This window comes from Brevibacillus sp., from assembly GCF_003521185.1.
GTDB lineage: Bacteria > Bacillota > Bacilli > Brevibacillales > Brevibacillaceae > Brevibacillus > Brevibacillus parabrevis.
Genome location: NZ_DOTK01000038.1, coordinates 13,613 through 32,621 on the forward strand (window position 1 = coordinate 13,613; position 19,009 = coordinate 32,621).

Consider the following 19,009-nt stretch of genomic DNA (forward strand, 5'->3'; position numbering starts at 1 on the left):
AACTCCTCCCGATTCTTTATGCCAACGTCAGCTCGCCGTAAATAACAGCAGCATCATCGAGCTTCTGCACATCTTCCCGTTGAATCGCTCGAACATCCGTCGAGTTCCGGCCAAACGCCTTTCCTCCGACATTGGTTGAAGCAATCGAATACTGCTGTCGATCAAATAAGACCACGGCTTCTTTCAAGTCTCCGATGATAATTGGCGCTTTCTTCGTGGTTGTTCCAGTTGTCGGCAACCAACGGTTCGCCAAGCGTACTACGCGCTTGCCAAAAAGAAGTTTTTGTGTCGGCTGAGTTGGATCAGGCTGCATGAGAGGCCGTCCGTCTGCATCTTTTTGTTGATCCAGGAAGTTGTAGCCGTCCTGGTTGGTAATGATGATAGCACCCAGCTCAATAGATGGATCGAGGCTCACATTCAACGCCTCTTTGATTGCATCTAAGCCAGCAATAGCCTTTTTGGGCAAGGTTCCGATCAAGTCCAAAATCAGCTTATTACGCGTGACTGTGGACTTTTTGGCGATCCACTTTGCAATGTATTGCATCAAATTTTGGTCTGTGTCGTGAAGGAGTGAGTTGGAAATAGGAAGGATGCCCCCGCGATCCTTGATCGCGTAAGTGATCTGTTTGAACTTCGGATTGTCCAACTCATCAAGGTCTGTCAACTCAGTGATCTCCGTAAACGGCGTAATATCCGCATTTTTCTCGATGACGCGAGAGCCGGATCGAGTAGTAACGGGTTCAATGGTAACAAACTGCTCCAACGAGACAAATTGACGCTTCAACTCATAGATGGTGGTTTGGATATCCTGTGGTACAATCAGTCCTCCGTCTTCCGCCACCCCACCCTGCATACCTGACCGGATTTCCGCTTCTGCTTCTTCAATCAAGCGCTGCTCATCCATCGACAGAGGCTTATGCCGGAGTGTTTTCAGGAAGGCTGATCGGTATTGCATTTCTTTTCCATTTTGCTCGTCGCGCGTTTCTGGTTCGGCAGGTACGGTCGTTCCCGGAGTATCTGTCTGGCGCAGTTCTTGGAGAAGATCAATTTGTTTCCGCAGGTTTTTAGCAGCATCAGCAGCAGAACGAGCTTCTTCAATCTTTCCTTCTCCGGCGAGGCCGCGGGCCTCCTCCAACTTTGCCGCCAGTTGCTGTCGCAGTTCACGCTCTTTTTCATCCATGGTAATGCCTCCTTTGTTTGGTAACAAAAAATCGACCGTCAGCCGATAGCCAGCAGGTCGATTTCGAGTAGCAATTTTTCCTTTTCGAGTTTTCGCTGTTCTTTGGTCTTGATTCCCATTTGCTCGATGCTGCGCTGGGAAACTTCGCTGTCCGGGTACGCCGGGAAAGGTGTAGGGGATACCTCTCGCAAGTCGATGTCGATCAGAGTCCGTTCGTAGACATCCTCTTCTTTGAGGTATGTAAACGAATCCTTTCTGACACTGAATCCGAAACTTACTCCGTCCACGTCTCCACGTTGAATCGACTCTGACGCGTCGCGCCCCCAGGAGTTGTTTGGCAAATCGCATTCGAATCGTAACCCGATATTGTCTTCCCACAGTCTCAACGTTTGATTTTTGGTCGAACCAAGAACATAGTCGCTCCGATGATTCCACAGTGCTTTGATGACATTCTCTGACAGGCTCCGAGCAAAGGCGCCCTTGGCAACTTTTTCGTAAAACTCGCCCCAAATCAGCTGGCTTCGCTGATTAAACTTGACGACATACCCGGATATGGTATTTGCCGCCGCTCCCTCTTCGCGTGAACTTCGAAATTCTATGCTCTCGACTGGAAGATACCGAACTTCCTTTTTATCCACCGCTGTCACCTCCTTTCGGTGCCTCTTTTCCGAGTCCCGCTTTCAACATTTGGTACTGATCCATTTTGTCCAGGCTCACGAAGTTCAAGCTGACAAAGTGCTTGTCACCCATGTCTCCGATGTTGTCTCGTTCTTCCAGCTCGCGCACCTCATTGATGCTCATAACACCCATGGCAATCATTTCGCGGTAGAACTGGGCACGGCTGATGCTATCCCCGCGCAGCTCGCTTGCAAGGTTGAACTTTAGGTAGTAACGTTTTCGCTCCAGCTCTGTGAACAGCTTGTAGGTCAACTCCTGCTCCCAATTCGTTATTATCGGCTGCAATGTATTTTTGACGTACTCCAACGACTGATGCTCAATGTTGGAGAACGTCGCTTTGTCCATTAGGCCGAGTTTGTGTGGCGGAATCTTGTAGATTTTCGCAACCTCACCGATACCGAATTTGTGTGTCTCGATAAACTGTGCATCGTCCAGATTCATACCCAGACTCTGATATTCAAGGCCAGAATCAAGAATCGCTATACGATGGGCGTTGCCGAGTCCAGAATTTACTTTCTGCCACTCATCCCGTATCTTGTCCTTTGCTGGCCTGTCAAGACTGCCCGGGACTTTCAACACTCCTCGTGTCGTAGTCCCGTTTTCATAAAAAGAGCCAAGAAACTTTTTCTGGGCTTGTTGTACTCCGATCTCTTCTCGGATAACCGCGATAGGTGTAATCCCTTTCAGTCCGGCTCTACTAATGCCCTTTATGTGTAGCATGTCAGCCGGCCGTATCTTACGCTGCTCTCCACTCGGCAGGGTAGTAACGTACCACAACTCCTTTGTAATCGGATCAAGATGTACGTCCGTTCGGGATGGGTCAAGCGGCCACAGCGCTTTAGGTTGACCATTGCAGGGGCCGCTGTCGTACCATTCGATGTTTGCGTATGCGTTGCCCCAGGCAACCATATGAACTTGAAGCAGCTCTTTGAAAATATAGGCGCTCATGTGTGGATTGGGCCTGATTCCTAACAGTTTGGAAACCGGATGGGAGTCATCCTTTTCTAACCCGCTCCCACGCTTCTTGAAAACCTGGATAGGCAGCTTTCCAATGTCTCCACCCAAGATAGAGGCACACGTATAGACGTTGCTGTTGAGCAATGCTGATGAGCTGGTAACCCGAACACCACTCGACGTCTTACTCCCACCGCCTAGCAGGTCAACAAACCATTGCTTCGGATTCAGAAAGTCCGACAAATCGCTTGACCGCCGCTCCCACCATCGCCGGAAGTATCCTTTTCCTTTTCCTCTCATGCTTCACCTCCTCCCTCCTACATGCATCAGAACGAAAAGTCATCGCTCAGAATATGACTGTTCAAGTCTATTGTTCGATGTGACATGACCAGTTTGTGGCAGTCGATTACGGCGTCTATCGGGTCGATACGCTTGGTTTTCGCCATCGGGTCTTTGTCGATCTTGATTTCTCCGAAACTGTTGCTGACCGTCTTCGCGTTTGCTATGCTCCAGGTCAGTAGCTTATTTCGTTTGTCATAGATGACGTTGCCCGCTTCCACTTCGAGCCTAAAGTCTACTGTTGCATCATTGAGACTTTTTGCGCTTTGCGTGATCTCCACACAGTCCACGCCGAACTCTTCCAGATCAGATAAAAAGGCATCCGCATTGTGCGGGTCGTACGCGATTCCTTTAAGTTTCAAATCGTATTTGGCTATCAAGTCACGATAGTACCGGATGATGTACTTGTAGTCCGTTTTGACACCACCCAGCGTTTCGGTCGGCGTCAGCAAACCCTCCATGATCCACATGTCGTAGGGCGCGTGATCCGTCTTCACATGCTCTGCGACACGTTTAGTTGGTATGAAGCTATGCGAGTGAATGTAATATTTGCGGCACCCACCATCAGTCAGAGGAAACTCCAAAGCGCCAGATGTGAGGTCGCCGCCAGAAGACAAGTCAAAGGCCAGATAGCATTCGCGCCCGGCCATATCCTCCAGTGTTGTATCGGATTCGCAAGCCTTCCAGTGCTCCATGTTCATGTATTGGTTATCCGCGTACATCACCCAGCGGTTCAGCGATTTGGTCAAGAAGTTGCGCAGCTCCGCTCCTTGCATCTGCTTCGCCTTTACCGCATCGGCACGCAAACTGACCAGTGTTTCAGGTGTCCATAGTGGGTTTGCCTTTTGCCAATTGGCCTCGTCCCAAACATCGTCGTCTTTGTCCAACTCACAGATGAAAACAAACTGCGTTTCATCCCGATGAGCACCGGACAACACCATTTTGCAGTATTCGTACAGCTCATAACACGGGCCGTTAATATCGAAGCCCGCTGTCGTGATGACAGAAATAAGACACTGCTTGAGTTTCTTCGTCCCGTCAGCAAGTAGCTTGTACATTTGATTATCCTTGTGCAAATGGTACTCGTCCACGCTGGCGAAGTATGGCCGGAATCCGTCGATCGATTTCGTGTCCCGTCCTAAGGCTCGAATTTCTCCATTGGTAACTTTGCACTCGATCTTCGCTGCATATTCCTTGACCACGAATAACCCCGCTTCGTACTTCGTACCACTCAATTCTTCATCCGCGTTAATGAATTTGATGCACTCTTTTAAAACGATGCGCGCTTGCAGTTCCTTGGTTGCTGTACAGTAAACTTGTGGGTAGTTGTAACCGTCGAAATTCCCATAATATAGGGCAGGTACAGCATTTCCTAATGACTTACCGTTCTGCCTCGCTACCTGGACGTATGAGGTACGAAAGCGCCTGTACCCTTCTTCTGTTACCCAGCCATTCCAGCTCCCGAAGATAAAGTCTTGGAAGCCCCACAGTTCAAGTGGTTGTGCTTCCTCTCCCTCTGCAATCGTGAGAGACTCGGCAAATTCGATAATCTCATGCGCTTTATCTGGATTCCAGAAGTAGGGAAACTCTTCGGTGCCTTGCCTGTTTAAATCGTTCAAGTGCCTCTCACACGCTTGCCGTTGTGTCTGTCCCGCTACAATCTCACCATTTACGACAGCAAGAGCGTAGGCGGTAACTCGGTCGCATTCCTGTACCGTGTTGTAAGGATATCTCTGTGCGCTACCCACTTCGCCCCGCTCCAAACTTACCAAACTTGCTGGCTGGCTTCTCTTCCTTCTTCGGCTTCGGAACATTTTTGACTTTGGCCAACGGATTCAGGAACAGCCGATCTTGCATTTTCAGCAGCATATCCATTTTCTTGTTGATCGCTGTTTCGATTTTCAGGATTCCTTCGATGGACGCCAACTGCGAGAGATACATTTGAGCCTTTAGTCCGAAAACCTTTGCATCTTCTTCGTTTGCCTCCGCTTTCGCGTAAATTTCATCAAAATATTCCTCAAAAACATCCTGATCGATTGCAATTTTCTCCAGTTTTTGATACTGGTTGAGCAGCTTTTCATACTCTGAGTATGTCCGGCAGTACATCGCCAGCAGGCCCACATCAGAGCTTGTCAGCAGCTCAATATTTTGTTCGGCTGCCGCTTTGTACTCCTTCAAACACTGTTTCCAGTGAGAGTAGGCAACCACATCATTTTTCACAAATGACGGGGGTTTTAGCTTATCCAGATCACTCTTTCCCAGCTTGATTTCGTTTTCTTGGCGATGTTGAATTTGCGCTTTCGTGAGTCGGTTCGGATTCCCCTCCGCGATGTGCAGAGAAATTGATTTCCCATTCCGTCCCATCCCATCGGGTCACCTCCGAGAATTTGATAAAACGAATTTTTGCGCGAATAAAGGGGCGCGCGGTCTACTTTTAAATTTTTTTTAGATTTTTTGGGGTGGGGGGGTATTCAGAATTCCCAGTTCCATTCCTTCGCCTAAAACAAGAAATCGAATGTCCTTCTCGTCATGCGGATCGACTGCCTGCTTCAAGCGTGACGATATCAGTTCTTCTTGTTGCAGAGAGATAGGCTGGTTTACCTTCACCACAATTACATCACCGCTTTTTACCTCCAACACGCTCATATGCTCAATGACGTTAACACTTTCCATTGCTTTCACCCTTCCCTTTCGTAACCACAATAGCTTCTGCCAAAGCCTCTGAGGTCGCCGCACGCATCAGGTGCAAGGCCAGATGCTCGGGCATACCAGCCTGTACAGCCTTCGTCAGTGCCTCCACCATAGCTTCGGTAAAAGTGGTAAACCAAGGAGCTGTATCAATCGTAACCCCGATTTGTTCAAACGGACGATCCGTTACCAAACCCTCCATCCTCCTTCGCTGTCTTTCTGCTGTGGCAAGAGGTACATAGACTCTGCCAATTCTTCTCATCCCAAAACAAAGCTATGTTACCCTTGTGGGGAACGCTGTGGTCAACGACCGTAGCTGCAATCACCAGCCCTGCTTCAAAGCAGCTCTTGCACAAAGGATGTTCGCGAAGGTATCTGGCTCTTGCTTTCCTCCACCGCGCATCATAACCACGCTGAGCTGCCGTGCCCCGCTCCTGGTTGTACAGTTGCTCTTGGTGCTTGTGATCCTCGCAGTATTTGTCTTCGGTAAGCTTGGAGCAGCCTACTTTCTGGCAGAACTTTTTGAGTGCTATTTCAATCACCTCGCCCAATTAAAAAACCGCCCTTTCCAGAGCGGTCTACGTTACCTAATGATCGATGCTTACTTCGTCGTTATAGTGGCAATCCAAGATTACGGTATATGTCCCGTTATCATGCGCCACCACTTGTCGTACTACAATCTGTTTGAACGGCAGGGCTTTCTCCATCTGCCTGACCGTTTTTCCTAGTGTGGCTGCGAACACCTCATCTTCCGAGTGTTCCAAATGCAAAAATTGCTGGATCATATTCATCTTCAACTCTCCTCTCTTGTTCCCATTGTAACAAAATGTCCGCCCGGTTTCCCAGGCGGCGCTAGAGGGGTTCGTGAAGATGATGCTGACCTAATTATACAGACAGGTTGGTTATTTTTGCATAAAACGTCCAAAACGTCAGATGTGTCAGAAATGTCAACCTGTCACGAACGGAACAACTCGTCACCATACATGGCAACTGCCAATCGATTCACGATTTCCCGTTTTATCTCATTGAGTCGCTGCCTGGACACTCCGACATGTATTGCGATGCTATTCATTCGCATTCCATCCATCATGCACTCCAGGACTGTCCGGTGTTTGCTATTACCCAAGCTGATAGCGAAATCATTCATCTGCCGCAGCTTGTCTTCGAGATTTTTCAATCGCTCGATTTGCTTTTCGTAACGTTCTTCTGGAATGGTCATCGTAGAGAGACGAAGCCCTTTACCACTTGGCATCCCCGCTTCATCGCCGTAAGAGGCAGTCAGTCGTTGCTGGATAGCGGGATTGGAAATGATCGCATTGTCGATTTGCTTTCGTAGCCGATCTGTCTCTCTAACCATCCAGTTAAAAGCTTTGATTTCCTCTTCTACCTTCTGGACGATCTCCAAGGCTGGCTCCAGATTGAGGAAGGCGAGCTGACCGTCCCGATCCAATAGCCCTTGATTATCAACCAGGTGCTTGTCCCATTCCGGGCAGGTTTCTATTTTCCCGACGTGAAGGTTATGGACGCTGCAAATCGACTTTCTGCCCCACTGGGTTGCCGGGCATTTTTCGCATACCCTTTCGATCAGCTTATCTTTCACCTACACCACCTACCTTCTTTAACCCGCTACGGTTTCCGTCCTGGATATCCATACACCTGTGAGCTGATCTCTTTCCAACGCATATTGCTTGTTTTTCACACGTTTTCCGTCAAGCCAAGCCGCTAATCTCTTGTTGGTAATTTGCAAAGCGTCTGGGCTACTCGCAAGTTTCAATTTCAAGCCCGTGCTGCCTTTCCGGAAAACCAAGCAATTCTTGTCTGTGGAGATACCCACCTGCACCAATTCTCCCTCGATCAACCCCATCTCTTTTGTAGCCGCTGCATTAAACCAAATGCCTTGCTTGTTCAAACTGATTGACGGAACCGTAGGGAGTTTGGAGTCCAAAAACCATTCCGTTTGATCCAAGATTGTCTTGATTCCGTGTTTTTGCACCTCTTGCAGAGTTGCCATTCGTGAGTTCACTTCTCGTTTCGCCTCCTTATGTTGTTTTTGGTCAGATGAGTGATTCGGCAGCGGATTATCGGCTGAACGATGCGCGCTTGGAGTTTTCGCTGGATGTTTGCGCCGATCTTGGATTCCCCACTCTTTCTTCCATCGAATCAAGGTCTGCGTAGAAATGTTGTATTGATTTGCAATTTTGTAATCTGGCGTTGATGCACACAGTCCAAGATACGTCTCTTTGGTTAGTGTTTTATCCAAGCCGTTCACCTTCTTTCGCTCGTCCATTGACACATCTGCTTCAATGGAGCAATCAGCGGTTCGCTCTGTAAGTAAACTCTGTCCGAGCGTAAATAATTGCTTTCCGATACCACAATTAGCCGTACACATTCCCTGAGCTTGGGACTGTCCGAACTGCTTGTGATTTTCTGCGTATGTCGAGCATCCTTTGCAATGTCGCTCAATCAAGTCGCCGATTGCTATTCGCGTTTCCCTTTGCTTTTTCCGATCAACTTCTGGCGCAGCCACGAAACCACCCCGCATTTAATTCAATAGGCCAGTCTTCTCTTTCAAATCCAGTTCCAGCTCATCTACATACCCGCTGAGGCATCCCAAGCAGCAGAAGTGCTTGACGGACGGCTTCTTGCTCACCAGTACCCATTCTGGCTTGTCCGCTTCGATTTCATGGTCACAAAACCCGCAAATCATCGTGTCCCATCCCCTTTCTCAAAATGACAATTGTTGATTGGCGTCTTCAATCTCGCGCAGCAACTTCCCTTGTGGCCTCCAGCTACTGATGTACTCCTTTGCCTTGTCCAAATCACGCACCAACGTGTTTTTGTACGATTCGATGTTGAAGTAATCTTTGAAATCCCTCCAGATGGCCGAGAACACTTTCCCACGCAAGCTGCTATCCCGATAGGCTTGCCCTTCCTTTCCGCCGAGTGATTCCAGTACCATTCGTCGCGCCAGATTTTGCAGTTCCAATTGCTGGCCGTAATCGATCGTCTTACTTACCTCCAGTTTTTCAACTCGGTTTTCGATCTCTTGTGTTTTCTTATCCAAGAAGAAAATTGCTTTTACTTCTGGACTTAGGTTCTTGTAGGCTCCGGGTTCTTCTATGACCCGGTAGTAATCATCAACCAGCATTTCGTAGGCTTCCCACGCTTCATCGGTATTCAGTGACTTGGCGTGCATCCATGCTCCTTTTTCAGTCCAGATATAAAGGACTGAGGCGTTCCTTCCAACGAGTTCCGAATTTCGGAAGTCGTTCTTAAACTGCTTCAATGCCTCGCCTTCGAGTTTGAAAAAGTGCTTCCCGAGTTTGAAGCGTTCCTTATTTTCGTGAAAGTTCTTGCTGATTCGGTCGCTTTCTGTCCCGTAAGATTCGGCCAATTGAGCCGTTGTCAGTACCCTTTGCCCAGCATAATCAAGCACCTGCAATTTGCTCATTGCCCCCTCCTTCTTTTCGGAACCATCAATCTCAAATGCCTCGGACGCTTTTTCCGGACGGGTGTTGATCTTCCGTTACTATCCAACAGGTATTGCTTGCCATCAGGCGTAGTATTGAGAGTGTAGATTTGGATGCCGTTCTCTGCCGCCCATTGTTCCATGGGGCCAGGCTGTCCTTGTGATCGCGCCATTTCGCTTACAAGGCTCATGTGATTGACCAGGAATAAATTTATGTCCCAATTCTGGTAGTCCCACAGGAAGCCAAATGCTCCCTCAGACGACTCGCCAATCGGCTTATCCCATCCATGCTTAGTGATCATTTCAACCGTATAAAAATAATCCTTTAAGCCCCAGCGCTCACCGTCATATTCCTTGTTGATTGGGAAGATTTCGACAAACCTTCTTGGGGTGACCATGGCGATAAGCGCCATGAGCGCCTCTGATATGGAGAAGCGGCGTTCCAACTCTTCAATGGTCGTGCTCTCTCCTGCCCGTCCCATATACTTAACACCATAGAAGATGGCACGCTCCAAAGCTTTGTCATTATCCAACACACTTGGGATAGCGGCGATAAATCCATCAAGGTACAATCCCGTTCTTTTTTCTGATTTCGAGTCCTGCTCACGTCTTGCCCTCATGCTGTTTCCTCCTCACTTTGTAAGCCCAAAAGGTAAGGTATACCCAATAGGCAAAACCCATAGATGATACATGTTTGCCTCATCAACCAATTCACTTTCCTTGGGGAAAAATTCGATTGCTGTTGCTTCTGACCCAAACAACTCGTTTTTGATCCGCTGCTTTTCTCGCCAAGGAATATCCGTTCCGGCCGCATTGCGTATGCAAACATGCTTGACGATCCCGCTCTCAGTAAATACATCCCGTGCCATAACAGCATATTTACCGTTACTCCAAGCCTGGGACAGTTGGCTGAACCAACCATCCCCGACACCACGTTCCTTTGGTGATATTGCACGTTTCCAGGCTGTTTCTTTGCCAACACCTAGCCGCCGTCGCTCCGCTCTGTTCATGCTATTTTGTCCTTTCCAAAATAACTATTTTGATAAGTCAAATCGGCTCAATCCATCTATGTCGACCAACAGGACATTCGGCAACGAGCTTTTCCGCAGTACGCTTTCCCACGTTTTTACGAACAATCCAACGCCAACGAAAGAACTCTTCCCATACCGTGTACTTCATCGAAAATGCCTCCTTATCTCCCTACACAAAGTGTTAAATTGCCATCTGTAGCTGCCCTGATCCAAAGTACGGCAGGATCATCCGGGCCAGCGCTTCAACCACTACCGGGCTGACAGAGTTTCCTATGTGCCTGTAGTTCGTTGTCGTTGCGCAGGCGAACTGAAAGCTGTCAGGTATCCCCATAAGCCGTGCATATTCCCGGTTGGTCATCGGTCGCAGTCCTTTGTATTCCGGTTCACCTGGGCGTGCATGGATGAGTGTTGTACCTCGGTCACGGGCATAGTGTGCAACGCATGTGTTTCCTATGTCATCATCTGATTTCACACTTGGCAGGTCACGATAGCCCCCGTCAATTCGCTTCTTCACGTAATCCGGTATATCGATAACCGGAGCTTCCTCACGAATGTCCCTGATTGTCTGCTGACGATCGAATACTTGAAAATTAACAGGTGAGACAGGAGTGAATTTTCGCTTGAATCCGACTACGAAAAGACGTTTACGCCGTTGCGGGAGCAGAAAGTCTTTTGTATCCAGTTCCATTTCGTAGTAGTCATAAGGCGGTAGCTTACGGAAGGTCTCCATCACGATCGGATAATTGCGTATCTCAGGACTGTTCTCCCACAGATATACTTCTGGCTGCACAAGAGCCACGAAACGGAAGAAGTGCAGAAACAAGTCTTGGATGATCGCATGATGGTAAGCCTGCTTCCAGTTATCTTCGCGGCCTTTCTTGTGGATCGCTGCTGCCTTTGAATACTCCTGGCATGGAAAGGTGCCGACCAAGACCCCATCACGTAACTTCACGTATTGATCAACGCTCACTTTCCGAATATCATCGGTGATAATTTCGTGCCCATAGTTCAGCTGGTGAGTCTTTACAGCAGCTGAGTCGATTTCGTTGGATACGAGCATCTGGAATCGATCAGATGCTTTCTGGAAGCCCAGCGCCATTCCATCGATCGCACCTGAGAATAAAGAACCTACCGGTATCACGCCTGCACCCCCTGTTTAACATAATTACCGATGTGTTAAGTTACCCTGCATCGTATACTCTGCTCCCCGCGCTATCGTGCACTGGTTTTACCGTTTCGTATTCAATATCCGCCTTAAACTTTGGTCTAAAGTCACCGTCTCCGTCTGAATAAAGTGTTACATTCCGACTCGATCCAATCTCACCTAACTGCTGCATGTACTCCAGCATGGACATAAAGTGCGGAATCCATCTTTCTTGCATTTCGACTTCTATTGTGAATTTCTTCATGAAATTGCCGCCCTCTTTCCTGAATAACTATTTTGATAAGTCAAATCGGCTCAATCCATCTATGTCGACCAACAGGACATTCGGCAACGAGCTTTTCCGCAGTACGCTTTCCCACGTTTTTACGAACAATCCAACGCCAACGAAAGAACTCTTCCCATACCGTGTACTTCATCGAAAATGCCTCCTTATCTCCCTACACATTTTGTTAAGCACCTTCGTAAAGGTGATTCCAGGTCAATTGAAACCATTTGTCGTTCTTGCCTTTGATGCGTTCCTCATAGAACAATCCGAGCTCTGTTGCATCCTCCAGCCAAGGTCTTTCTTGTAGGTCATCAATCCACTGCTGCTGGATTGCTTCGACCAGTTCCGCGCTGATAAGAGCTTGCGGATCGGCGCCGTACATCTTGGCAATTCGTTCATTCATACGCTGTGCTTCCATAACTGCTTCGAACAGTTGCATGCGAGCTTTCACTGTGAACGTTCCTTCCCCATAGCAGAGGACCTTACCATTTCTCATTCGACCAGCCCTGTTGCGCGGGTCTTTGTACATTGAAATGATCAGCTCGCGCAGCTCAACATATGGTTCAAACCACGGCTTTTTCTTGGCTGTTTCCTTCGTGCTCTTGTCGATGGTCACCACTGGGCAAATCACGCAGCCGAACCGCGCCCCACATGCCTCTGCTGTCTCTCCCTTGCCTGCTTTACGCTTTGACAACCCGCACTCTCCGGTGGCGTCCTTGTATATCTGGCTGATTTCTTCTGCATCGCCCCATGGAGTCTTTTTCTCAGCCAGATAGCCCCACACGTCTTCGATGGTGAACTCTACGATTGGCATGAATGTTCGGATAGTCCGGCCCTTCTTCGTAACCTCTTCGCTGAAATACTTACTGGACAGATGCTTCTCAACGCTCTTTTCCCGCGCCTTCGACTCGACTCGTCTGGCTCCAAGAAGTTTCATAGTTGGTCGGTGCTCTTCTTCAAACTTCTCCATTGGCTCTAACTTCATCCGATCAGTGCAATAGAGTCGGTTCTTGGACGGCAATGGATATCCAAGACCAAGGATTTGAAAAAGTAGATGATTCTTTATATCTGCCTTCACTTCATGAATTTCAAAAGGCAGGTTGTATTTTTGAATTGCTATTCGCATTCGTTCGATTTCTCGCTGCTTTGTCGGATCAGTGGTCAAGTCGAGGTCAGTTTGTGATGTGACAATGTGAATCTTTCTGGTCCTCTTCTCGGCTGGCAGAGCCATCACCATCCGCATAATCTCGGCTGCTGTTACCGTCGAATCCTTGCCGCCTGAGTAGGCGATGTACCAGCAACCTTGATCAGCAGGGTCCGTGTAAGCCCTCAGAAATTCTGCCGATGGCTCGAGCGTTTTTTCTTTGTAGCTCACTGTATCCACCCCTATTTTTTTGATACAGGAAGACTTGTCACGACATTCACCTTGCTTCCTTCAAGCATTTCCCATGCACCATTTTTGCTGCAAGTTAGGTAACAACACATCATGATTTTCACCTCGATTTAACATAATTGAGCTTGTGTTCCCAGTCTACACATTTTGTACCATCACTTCCGCTCCCGCCTCCTGTTCCGGCCCTTCACTTCGCAATACTCCACAAAAGGCTCGATCCGCTCCATGATCCGCGCTGCGCTCTTATAGTTCGGCTCGCTGTTCTTTGCCCTAGCAAAGTGCTGTTCCAGTTCATTGAGTTTCAGGTTGGATGTGTAGATGGTGGGTAGCTTCTCCATTCTCCGCTGAAGAATCGGCCCCAGCACTTCATCGCGCGTCCATGCTGTGATTGCTTCTGCCCCGATATCATCCAGGATGAGCACCGATACCGTTTTCAGAGCCTCCAGCTTTTGCTCCATGCCGCCTGTCTCAATCGATGCCTTAATCTCCATCAGATAATCCGGTACATACAGCATCAAAACATCCACACCGCGCTTTGCCAGCTCCTGAGTCATTGCGCCCGCTATTGCGCTTTTCCCCACACCAAACGGGCCATGTATGTAAAGTCCTCTTGTTGTTTTCCCGCGTTCAAAAGCGACGCAAAAGTTAATGGCTGCTTTTATGGCATCAATCCTGCCTGCATCTTTTTCCAACGACTCAAAAGTGGTGTTTATGATGTGATCAGGAACAAATTGGCTTTTGATCAGGGATTTTAGCCTGCGTTGGCGCTCGTAGTTGCGTTGATGATCGCATGGAGCGTATACCATCCGCACCCGTCCGTTTTCCTCAACTGGCGTCTGTCGATGCCCTTTGAAGAGATTGCGGCATGACTCTATGCCTTGACATCCAGTGCAATGCACGTTTGTATCTCGATAATCGTAAAGGTCAAACATCGAAAAATTTGCATCGGGGAACTGCCCCATAAGCTTTTGAATCAACTCATGGTTGTAAAGATCATCTTCTGATTGCTTGGCCCTTTCCATGAGACGCTGCCATCTTTCGTCACCCGAGAGAACATCACCGATTGCCTTCATGTTTGTCCGGCCCCCCTTGCTTGGAGTTGCTGCATCAGTTTCTGCAATTCATCATCTTGCGCCGGGTCATAGCTTGGATCATCCGGCGGCGCTTGTTCTCCGCGAAGGTTGTCCAAATAGGCTTTGTCGGCAGCAGACATTTCCTTCGGTTGATCGCGGGAGTATTTGCCTTTGGTCGCTCTGTGTGAGCTGCTTGTCTTGTTCCGTTCATGTTCAGCTATGGCAGCTTGTACTTGCTGAATCGTTCGTAGCCCTTGATCGGCCCAGTTGATGAGAATCTTGGTCGTATAGTTCCAACTACGGGCACCGTTTTTTACCGTCTCTTTGAGAGCTTCGACAATGATCTCTTCCGGCTCATCGAAATGGCCTCTTGCTATCCACTGATCGATGTCCTGGATAATCATCGTTGGTATGGATGCGGTGATGTTCTGCATGTAGAAGGCGATTGGGTCTGCTTTAGGGGGACTGATCACACCCTGCGCGTATTCTCCTTCTCCTACTCCTCCTACTTCTGTAGTAATCTTTGGTAAGTAATCTCTGGTATTGCTCTGATCATTTTGATCACACGCAACTGATCGATCTGATCGCATGGACTGATCATTTTGATCAGATGGACTGATCACACCCCTCAATTTTTCGTAATCGATGGAGTACCATTTGGTCTTGTCAGCTTTCATCTCGTTGTAATTTCCTGTGACGATGATCCCCTTGTTTTCGAGCCCAGTCAGGATACGGCGAACGGTGATTTCACTCCAAAACGGAAACTGCTCTTGCCATTCCTTGTAGGTGTTGTATACCCATTTCCGACGACCTCGAATGTTCGCGCTTTTCTGCAACCAGTAGTGCAGCTGCTGGATCACTATTGCCTCGTTCAACCCGATCCTCTTTGCGAGGGAGGGAATGATGACGAGAGGCGCCTCATCAAGAAGTAGACTGTGCTGCATGATTGTATTCAAGGTTCTCTCCCCCCGATTCCGCTTGCCCGTTCGTGATATTCTCATCCATCGTGCCATGGATGATTTCCAAAACCATTATGCGCCCCGCCTCTCCTGTTGTTTTTGACTCTCGTTCTGACTCAGGAACTGCTCCAGCAAAGCATGACTTTCTTGCCTTCCTTGGGTTTGATACACGTCAACCAGCTTTTGCAACTGGTCTTCCGTGATGATGCCATCGACTACTACTTTGGTGAGTCCGACAATTAGTTTTGCTTCCACATCACCTTGGTTAGCACGCAGGATTACTTCTACAAACTTTTCTGCAATGTTCATGCTGGCAGCACTCCTTCCCGGCTGATCAGCCCCAGCTCTCGCAGCCTTCTGCGAACCGCTTGGTGTATCATCCCTGGTATGTCATCCTGCAAATATTCATTACCCAACCGTTTATCCAAGTACAGAAGCGTATCCACCGAGAATGCTGCGCACATCGCATAAAACAATTCTGCTGGATTCGAGTAGTCCTGCCGATTAATACCATGCGCTTGACATATTGCATCCACACTTGTCATAAACTCATGAAAACCAGCCGCAGCCCTCTTCATGCTCTATCCCTCCTTTTTTTGCCGGAGGACAAACTTTTATGTATACATTTTTGTAACATTCGCTATAATGATTAATAGCGAGGCTTGTCCTCCGTTTGATCGGTTGTCATTTCCACTTGTCTTGCCGGATCGGGGAAATGACGGTGTTACTCCACCTGTTCGCAGCAGGTGGATTTTTCATTTTCTGGCGCGTTCGCCATCATCAGCAGGCCGATAAAAGCCTCTGCACTGATACGCGTCTGCAAAACGGGGTCGACCAAGATATCCTCGACCATTTCCGCTGGGGTAGCCAGGTTCTCCATTCTCTTTCCAACCCCCTTTCAAATTTAGGCTAGTTCCTGACCCATTTCCTTTAAGGAAATCAGTTCCTGATTATTCATCAGTACCGCTTGCCTCAGTGCCATAAGATCAGCTTCTGGGCCGAAATAAATATGATTCAGTGATGTAAAGCCATACAAACTTAAGAGCTTGTAAATCGCATTGCGTGTTATTTCCCTGCTATCGGCCTCCCAGCGTCTGAGAGTTGGGACGGAAATTCCGGTTTTATTCGAAACCTCTTGCAACCTCAATCGGCAGTTCAGTCGGGCTTCGCGTAATGACAATTGATTCATACCTTTGCTTTCCTCCCCTCCAAATACTGCATGTACTTCTTGATATCCACCTCATTGACGCTATCTTTACTGAGTCCAAAAGAATCGCTCTCGCCACTTGGCGACTGGTAGCAGAACTGATGAACTGTGTGCAGGCCCATTTCGTCCGCAATCACGACTTTTCGGCTGTAGATATTTCCTCCTGATACGCTAGTGGTTTTGTCGCTCAAAATCGTGGCGAGAATCCCTATAGACGTCCTTGCGTTGAGCAATTCTGTGACCGCCAGTTCCAGTTCTGGAAATGCTGGTGTGAATGTTTGCTCACGAGCTTGGTTTACTGTCTGTGTGCCATCATGGATTGTCTTGCGCAACCTCTCCGCCTCATCCCATATACGACGCTCTTCCATTCCACTTGTCTCCTTTCGTTGTAGGAAAACTCCCTTTCCTGTCGAATACTGGTGTTGTCGAGACTCCCAGTTACAGGAAGGTGGTGAGATCATGTTTGTAAACTTCAAATGTGGTGAGTGCGAATCTACAATGAACCTTCATTTTTCAAAGTTTGTTGAGCGTGTCCGCTATGACAGAAATTCTCAAATTCGATGCCAAGCCTGCGGCGCAAGCTTCCCAAACAATGTCGCTTTTGAATTGAATGAATTTTTATCCACTTACCACGCTAGTGGCACACAGTGGACAGTCGAGTTCACAGTTCCTAAAAACGAACGAACCTAGACCGATACAAAAGCGTTTCATTGGTGATCTCAAGAATTCTGTACGCCTCGTCGAAAGTTAAGTTTGATTCTGCGAACAAACCGATAATTTTTTCGACCAACTCCTTACAAATCGCGGCTTCTTCCTCAGAAAAGGATTTGATGCGCGGTTTTTGAGGAGTTTTTAATATTGCTCCACCTTCCATCCCTCTCACCTCCCCTCACTCACCCCAATTTTGGGGTCAGTTATTGAGCCAAGCTCGATTGGCCCAGGTACTTTCCGTAGATCTTTTTGGAAACAGACAGCCCCAACCCAAACTTTTCGTTGACTGACATCAAATCAACCGTGTCGTCCAGAACCTGTTCGCGATGAACCAGCATCGCTGGAGTCATTTGCTCTTTCTTAATCATTTTGGGGTGCCCGAAGGCCGACGATGTTGCTTTATTGGCAATGGTGTTTGCCTTGATGAAATCCACCTTAACAGGTTGTGCCAGACTGGATTTCAATCGGCTCATCGCTTCCTTCTGATGCTCCTTATCAAGCATGCGGAATACCTGAAATCCTTCGAGTCCCGTTTGCTGGCGCAGTTGCTTGAGCAGCATCTTCACCCACTTCTTGAACTCCTTAGCTTCCGGGCGATGGCTGTTATAAACCGCATCGTATATCCCTGTTTCCGAGATCGCTGCCATCTTTTGTTTTCTACCGATGCTGTCCGTTAAGTGGACATCATCTTTTTCTTCCGAATCAATTAACCGAAGCATATGTGGGGTGTGCTTGTAATTCAAAGCCCTGGCAACATCTTGCGCCACGCCAAACCACTCCCCTGGCTCCTTCTCCACAAAACGGATTGGGTGCCCCATCCAACTCTCCACGCGAATGTTCATCGTCATCAGCAAGCCCCCGTATTCTCATTCTCCAGCAGCCACCGCATGAATGACTCCCGATTCACTCGCTTACTACGGCCTAGGCGGATCAGTGGGAATGACTTTAGATCCATCAACTCGTAGGCGCGACGTTCTGAGATGTGAAGATAGTTGGCGATGTGTTTGGCCGTGAGAATTATTGGCAGTTCAGTATTAGTTAGTGACATTTTTTCAACTCCGTTCGTGTGTATATTAAAGATATCAAAAATATAAAATTTGTTATTTAAAATATCATTATACACAAAAAAATAATGTATATTTTAAATACACAAATAACCAATTGCGATATTGACAATATCACACAAAAAACATATACTGTAACTAAGGAATGATATTGTAAATATCACTTTTGAGTTTCCATTACATCTGGAAATAAATCTTCAGGTGATTCATTGAAGAAGTTAGATATCTTAACCATTAATTTAATACTAGGATTAACATCACCGTTTTCTAACTTTCTCAAATGAATTACTGAAATCCCAAGTTTCAGAGCCACTTCAGGTCTATTTCCAATTCTTTCCCTTAGATGTCGTAGAAGCTCTCTTTTCATTTTTTCACCTCCAGTTTGTGATTTTGATTATAAATGATATTTACAATATCGTCAAGTTATTTTAAATATCTTTTTTTGAAAGTGGGTTTACTTATGACTACGTTAGGTGATCGTCTCAAGAGCCTACGGAAAAGATTTAAATTTACTCAAGCAGAAATGGCTGAAAAGCTTGGGATGGGGAGGGCAAATTACAGCCACATTGAAAATAATAGAGTTACTCCCTCTAGTGCAGATTTAGAAAAAATAGCTGATATTCTTAAAACTAATACAGATTATCTCCTTTGTAGAACAGAAGATTCATCTATTAAAACCTCTGAAACTCCAAGCAGTATTAAAGCTTGGCTCAGGGCTGGGAATCCCGATCTTACTGAAGAAGAAAAAGAAGACCTTGCAAGTGAACTTGAAGACTATTTTCAGCTTAGAAAGCAACGGATATTAAAAGAAAGGGATAGAAAAGGGGAGTAAG

Annotated in this window: 32 protein-coding genes; 1 reads left to right on the top strand and 31 read right to left on the bottom strand. The window is 47.5% G+C overall.

The window, feature by feature from the left end:
- Window positions 1-16: 16 nt before the first annotated feature.
- The 31 genes from DEP07_RS11215 to DEP07_RS11365 form a co-directional block, all read right to left on the bottom strand.
- A complete protein-coding gene (locus DEP07_RS11215) occupies window positions 17-1,180 on the bottom strand; it encodes a phage major capsid protein (RefSeq protein WP_287102488.1) in 1,164 nt (387 codons plus the stop codon).
- A gap of 38 nt (window positions 1,181-1,218) precedes the next feature.
- Entirely contained in the window at window positions 1,219-1,818 is a 600-nt protein-coding gene (locus DEP07_RS11220; protein ID WP_287102489.1) for an HK97 family phage prohead protease, read from the bottom strand.
- The gene (locus DEP07_RS11225) at window positions 1,811-3,112 is read right to left on the bottom strand and encodes a phage portal protein (protein WP_287102490.1); all 1,302 of its coding nucleotides are present in this window, start codon (window positions 3,110-3,112) and stop codon (window positions 1,811-1,813) included. Before DEP07_RS11225 ends, DEP07_RS11220 begins: the two co-directional genes overlap by 8 nt.
- A 26-nt stretch (window positions 3,113-3,138) precedes the next feature.
- Complete coding sequence (locus DEP07_RS11230; protein ID WP_287102491.1) at window positions 3,139-4,899, bottom strand: terminase large subunit; 1,761 nt, start codon at window positions 4,897-4,899, stop codon at window positions 3,139-3,141.
- Window positions 4,892-5,515, bottom strand: a complete 624-nt coding sequence (locus DEP07_RS11235; protein WP_287102492.1) for a terminase — start codon at window positions 5,513-5,515, stop codon at window positions 4,892-4,894. Before DEP07_RS11235 ends, DEP07_RS11230 begins: the two co-directional genes overlap by 8 nt.
- Before the next feature lie 81 nt (window positions 5,516-5,596).
- Window positions 5,597-5,824: a hypothetical protein gene (locus DEP07_RS11240; protein WP_287102493.1), complete on the bottom strand. Its 228-nt coding sequence runs from the start codon at window positions 5,822-5,824 to the stop codon at window positions 5,597-5,599.
- Entirely contained in the window at window positions 5,811-6,032 is a 222-nt protein-coding gene (locus tag DEP07_RS11245) for a hypothetical protein (RefSeq protein WP_287102494.1), read from the bottom strand. Before DEP07_RS11245 ends, DEP07_RS11240 begins: the two co-directional genes overlap by 14 nt.
- Window positions 6,010-6,381: an HNH endonuclease gene (locus DEP07_RS11250; RefSeq protein ID WP_353772874.1), complete on the bottom strand. Its 372-nt coding sequence runs from the start codon at window positions 6,379-6,381 to the stop codon at window positions 6,010-6,012. Before DEP07_RS11250 ends, DEP07_RS11245 begins: the two co-directional genes overlap by 23 nt.
- A gap of 45 nt (window positions 6,382-6,426) precedes the next feature.
- The gene (locus DEP07_RS11255; RefSeq protein ID WP_287102495.1) at window positions 6,427-6,630 is read right to left on the bottom strand and encodes a hypothetical protein; all 204 of its coding nucleotides are present in this window, start codon (window positions 6,628-6,630) and stop codon (window positions 6,427-6,429) included.
- A 164-nt stretch (window positions 6,631-6,794) separates the two neighbouring features.
- On the bottom strand, window positions 6,795-7,439 hold the full coding sequence (locus DEP07_RS11260; RefSeq protein WP_287102496.1) for a hypothetical protein: 645 nt from the start codon (window positions 7,437-7,439) through the stop codon (window positions 6,795-6,797).
- An 18-nt stretch (window positions 7,440-7,457) separates the two neighbouring features.
- The gene (locus DEP07_RS11265; protein ID WP_287102497.1) at window positions 7,458-8,366 is read right to left on the bottom strand and encodes a zinc-finger domain-containing protein; all 909 of its coding nucleotides are present in this window, start codon (window positions 8,364-8,366) and stop codon (window positions 7,458-7,460) included.
- A 15-nt stretch (window positions 8,367-8,381) separates the two neighbouring features.
- Complete coding sequence (locus DEP07_RS11270; protein ID WP_287102498.1) at window positions 8,382-8,546, bottom strand: hypothetical protein; 165 nt, start codon at window positions 8,544-8,546, stop codon at window positions 8,382-8,384.
- 18 nt (window positions 8,547-8,564) lie between these two features.
- Entirely contained in the window at window positions 8,565-9,290 is a 726-nt protein-coding gene (locus DEP07_RS11275; RefSeq protein WP_287102499.1) for an ORF6C domain-containing protein, read from the bottom strand.
- A complete protein-coding gene (locus DEP07_RS11280; RefSeq protein WP_287102500.1) occupies window positions 9,287-9,928 on the bottom strand; it encodes a hypothetical protein in 642 nt (213 codons plus the stop codon). Before DEP07_RS11280 ends, DEP07_RS11275 begins: the two co-directional genes overlap by 4 nt.
- Window positions 9,929-9,940: 12 nt before the next feature.
- Entirely contained in the window at window positions 9,941-10,318 is a 378-nt protein-coding gene (locus DEP07_RS11285) for a DUF7694 domain-containing protein (protein WP_287102501.1), read from the bottom strand.
- 37 nt (window positions 10,319-10,355) lie between these two features.
- Entirely contained in the window at window positions 10,356-10,487 is a 132-nt protein-coding gene (locus DEP07_RS11290) for a hypothetical protein (RefSeq protein ID WP_287102502.1), read from the bottom strand.
- A gap of 33 nt (window positions 10,488-10,520) precedes the next feature.
- Window positions 10,521-11,480, bottom strand: a complete 960-nt coding sequence (locus DEP07_RS11295) for a DNA cytosine methyltransferase (protein ID WP_287102503.1) — start codon at window positions 11,478-11,480, stop codon at window positions 10,521-10,523.
- Window positions 11,481-11,520: 40 nt separating this feature from the next.
- Window positions 11,521-11,748 carry a hypothetical protein gene (locus tag DEP07_RS11300; protein ID WP_287102504.1) on the bottom strand — a complete coding sequence of 76 codons (228 nt, stop codon included), beginning with the start codon at window positions 11,746-11,748 and terminating at the stop codon, window positions 11,521-11,523.
- A 40-nt stretch (window positions 11,749-11,788) separates the two neighbouring features.
- Entirely contained in the window at window positions 11,789-11,920 is a 132-nt protein-coding gene (locus tag DEP07_RS11305; RefSeq protein ID WP_287102502.1) for a hypothetical protein, read from the bottom strand.
- A 33-nt stretch (window positions 11,921-11,953) separates the two neighbouring features.
- Window positions 11,954-13,144, bottom strand: coding sequence for a phosphoadenosine phosphosulfate reductase domain-containing protein (locus DEP07_RS11310; RefSeq protein WP_287102505.1), 1,191 nt, complete (start codon window positions 13,142-13,144; stop codon window positions 11,954-11,956).
- 173 nt (window positions 13,145-13,317) lie between these two features.
- The gene (gene dnaI, locus DEP07_RS11315) at window positions 13,318-14,235 is read right to left on the bottom strand and encodes a primosomal protein DnaI (RefSeq protein WP_287102506.1); all 918 of its coding nucleotides are present in this window, start codon (window positions 14,233-14,235) and stop codon (window positions 13,318-13,320) included.
- The gene (locus tag DEP07_RS11320; protein ID WP_287102507.1) at window positions 14,232-15,191 is read right to left on the bottom strand and encodes a DnaD domain-containing protein; all 960 of its coding nucleotides are present in this window, start codon (window positions 15,189-15,191) and stop codon (window positions 14,232-14,234) included. Before DEP07_RS11320 ends, dnaI begins: the two co-directional genes overlap by 4 nt.
- A gap of 75 nt (window positions 15,192-15,266) precedes the next feature.
- Window positions 15,267-15,503, bottom strand: a complete 237-nt coding sequence (locus DEP07_RS11325) for a hypothetical protein (RefSeq protein WP_287102508.1) — start codon at window positions 15,501-15,503, stop codon at window positions 15,267-15,269.
- Window positions 15,500-15,772, bottom strand: a complete 273-nt coding sequence (locus DEP07_RS11330) for a hypothetical protein (protein ID WP_287102509.1) — start codon at window positions 15,770-15,772, stop codon at window positions 15,500-15,502. The genes DEP07_RS11325 and DEP07_RS11330 overlap by 4 nt, the downstream gene beginning before the upstream one ends.
- A 146-nt stretch (window positions 15,773-15,918) precedes the next feature.
- Window positions 15,919-16,074, bottom strand: a complete 156-nt coding sequence (locus DEP07_RS11335) for a hypothetical protein (protein ID WP_287102510.1) — start codon at window positions 16,072-16,074, stop codon at window positions 15,919-15,921.
- Window positions 16,075-16,098: 24 nt separating this feature from the next.
- Window positions 16,099-16,383, bottom strand: a complete 285-nt coding sequence (locus DEP07_RS11340) for a helix-turn-helix domain-containing protein (RefSeq protein ID WP_287102511.1) — start codon at window positions 16,381-16,383, stop codon at window positions 16,099-16,101.
- On the bottom strand, window positions 16,380-16,769 hold the full coding sequence (locus DEP07_RS11345) for a hypothetical protein (protein ID WP_287102512.1): 390 nt from the start codon (window positions 16,767-16,769) through the stop codon (window positions 16,380-16,382). Before DEP07_RS11345 ends, DEP07_RS11340 begins: the two co-directional genes overlap by 4 nt.
- Before the next feature lie 302 nt (window positions 16,770-17,071).
- Window positions 17,072-17,275, bottom strand: a complete 204-nt coding sequence (locus tag DEP07_RS11350; RefSeq protein ID WP_287102513.1) for a hypothetical protein — start codon at window positions 17,273-17,275, stop codon at window positions 17,072-17,074.
- Window positions 17,276-17,315: 40 nt separating this feature from the next.
- A complete protein-coding gene (locus DEP07_RS11355; protein WP_353772873.1) occupies window positions 17,316-17,960 on the bottom strand; it encodes a BRO-N domain-containing protein in 645 nt (214 codons plus the stop codon).
- Complete coding sequence (locus DEP07_RS11360; RefSeq protein WP_287102514.1) at window positions 17,960-18,160, bottom strand: helix-turn-helix domain-containing protein; 201 nt, start codon at window positions 18,158-18,160, stop codon at window positions 17,960-17,962. The genes DEP07_RS11355 and DEP07_RS11360 overlap by 1 nt, the downstream gene beginning before the upstream one ends.
- A gap of 176 nt (window positions 18,161-18,336) precedes the next feature.
- A complete protein-coding gene (locus tag DEP07_RS11365; RefSeq protein ID WP_287102515.1) occupies window positions 18,337-18,543 on the bottom strand; it encodes a helix-turn-helix transcriptional regulator in 207 nt (68 codons plus the stop codon).
- Between the two features lie 93 nt (window positions 18,544-18,636).
- On the opposite strand from DEP07_RS11365, the gene DEP07_RS11370 reads away from it, so the two are divergent.
- Window positions 18,637-19,008 carry a helix-turn-helix domain-containing protein gene (locus tag DEP07_RS11370; RefSeq protein ID WP_287102516.1) on the top strand — a complete coding sequence of 124 codons (372 nt, stop codon included), beginning with the start codon at window positions 18,637-18,639 and terminating at the stop codon, window positions 19,006-19,008.
- Window position 19,009: the final 1 nt, after the last annotated feature.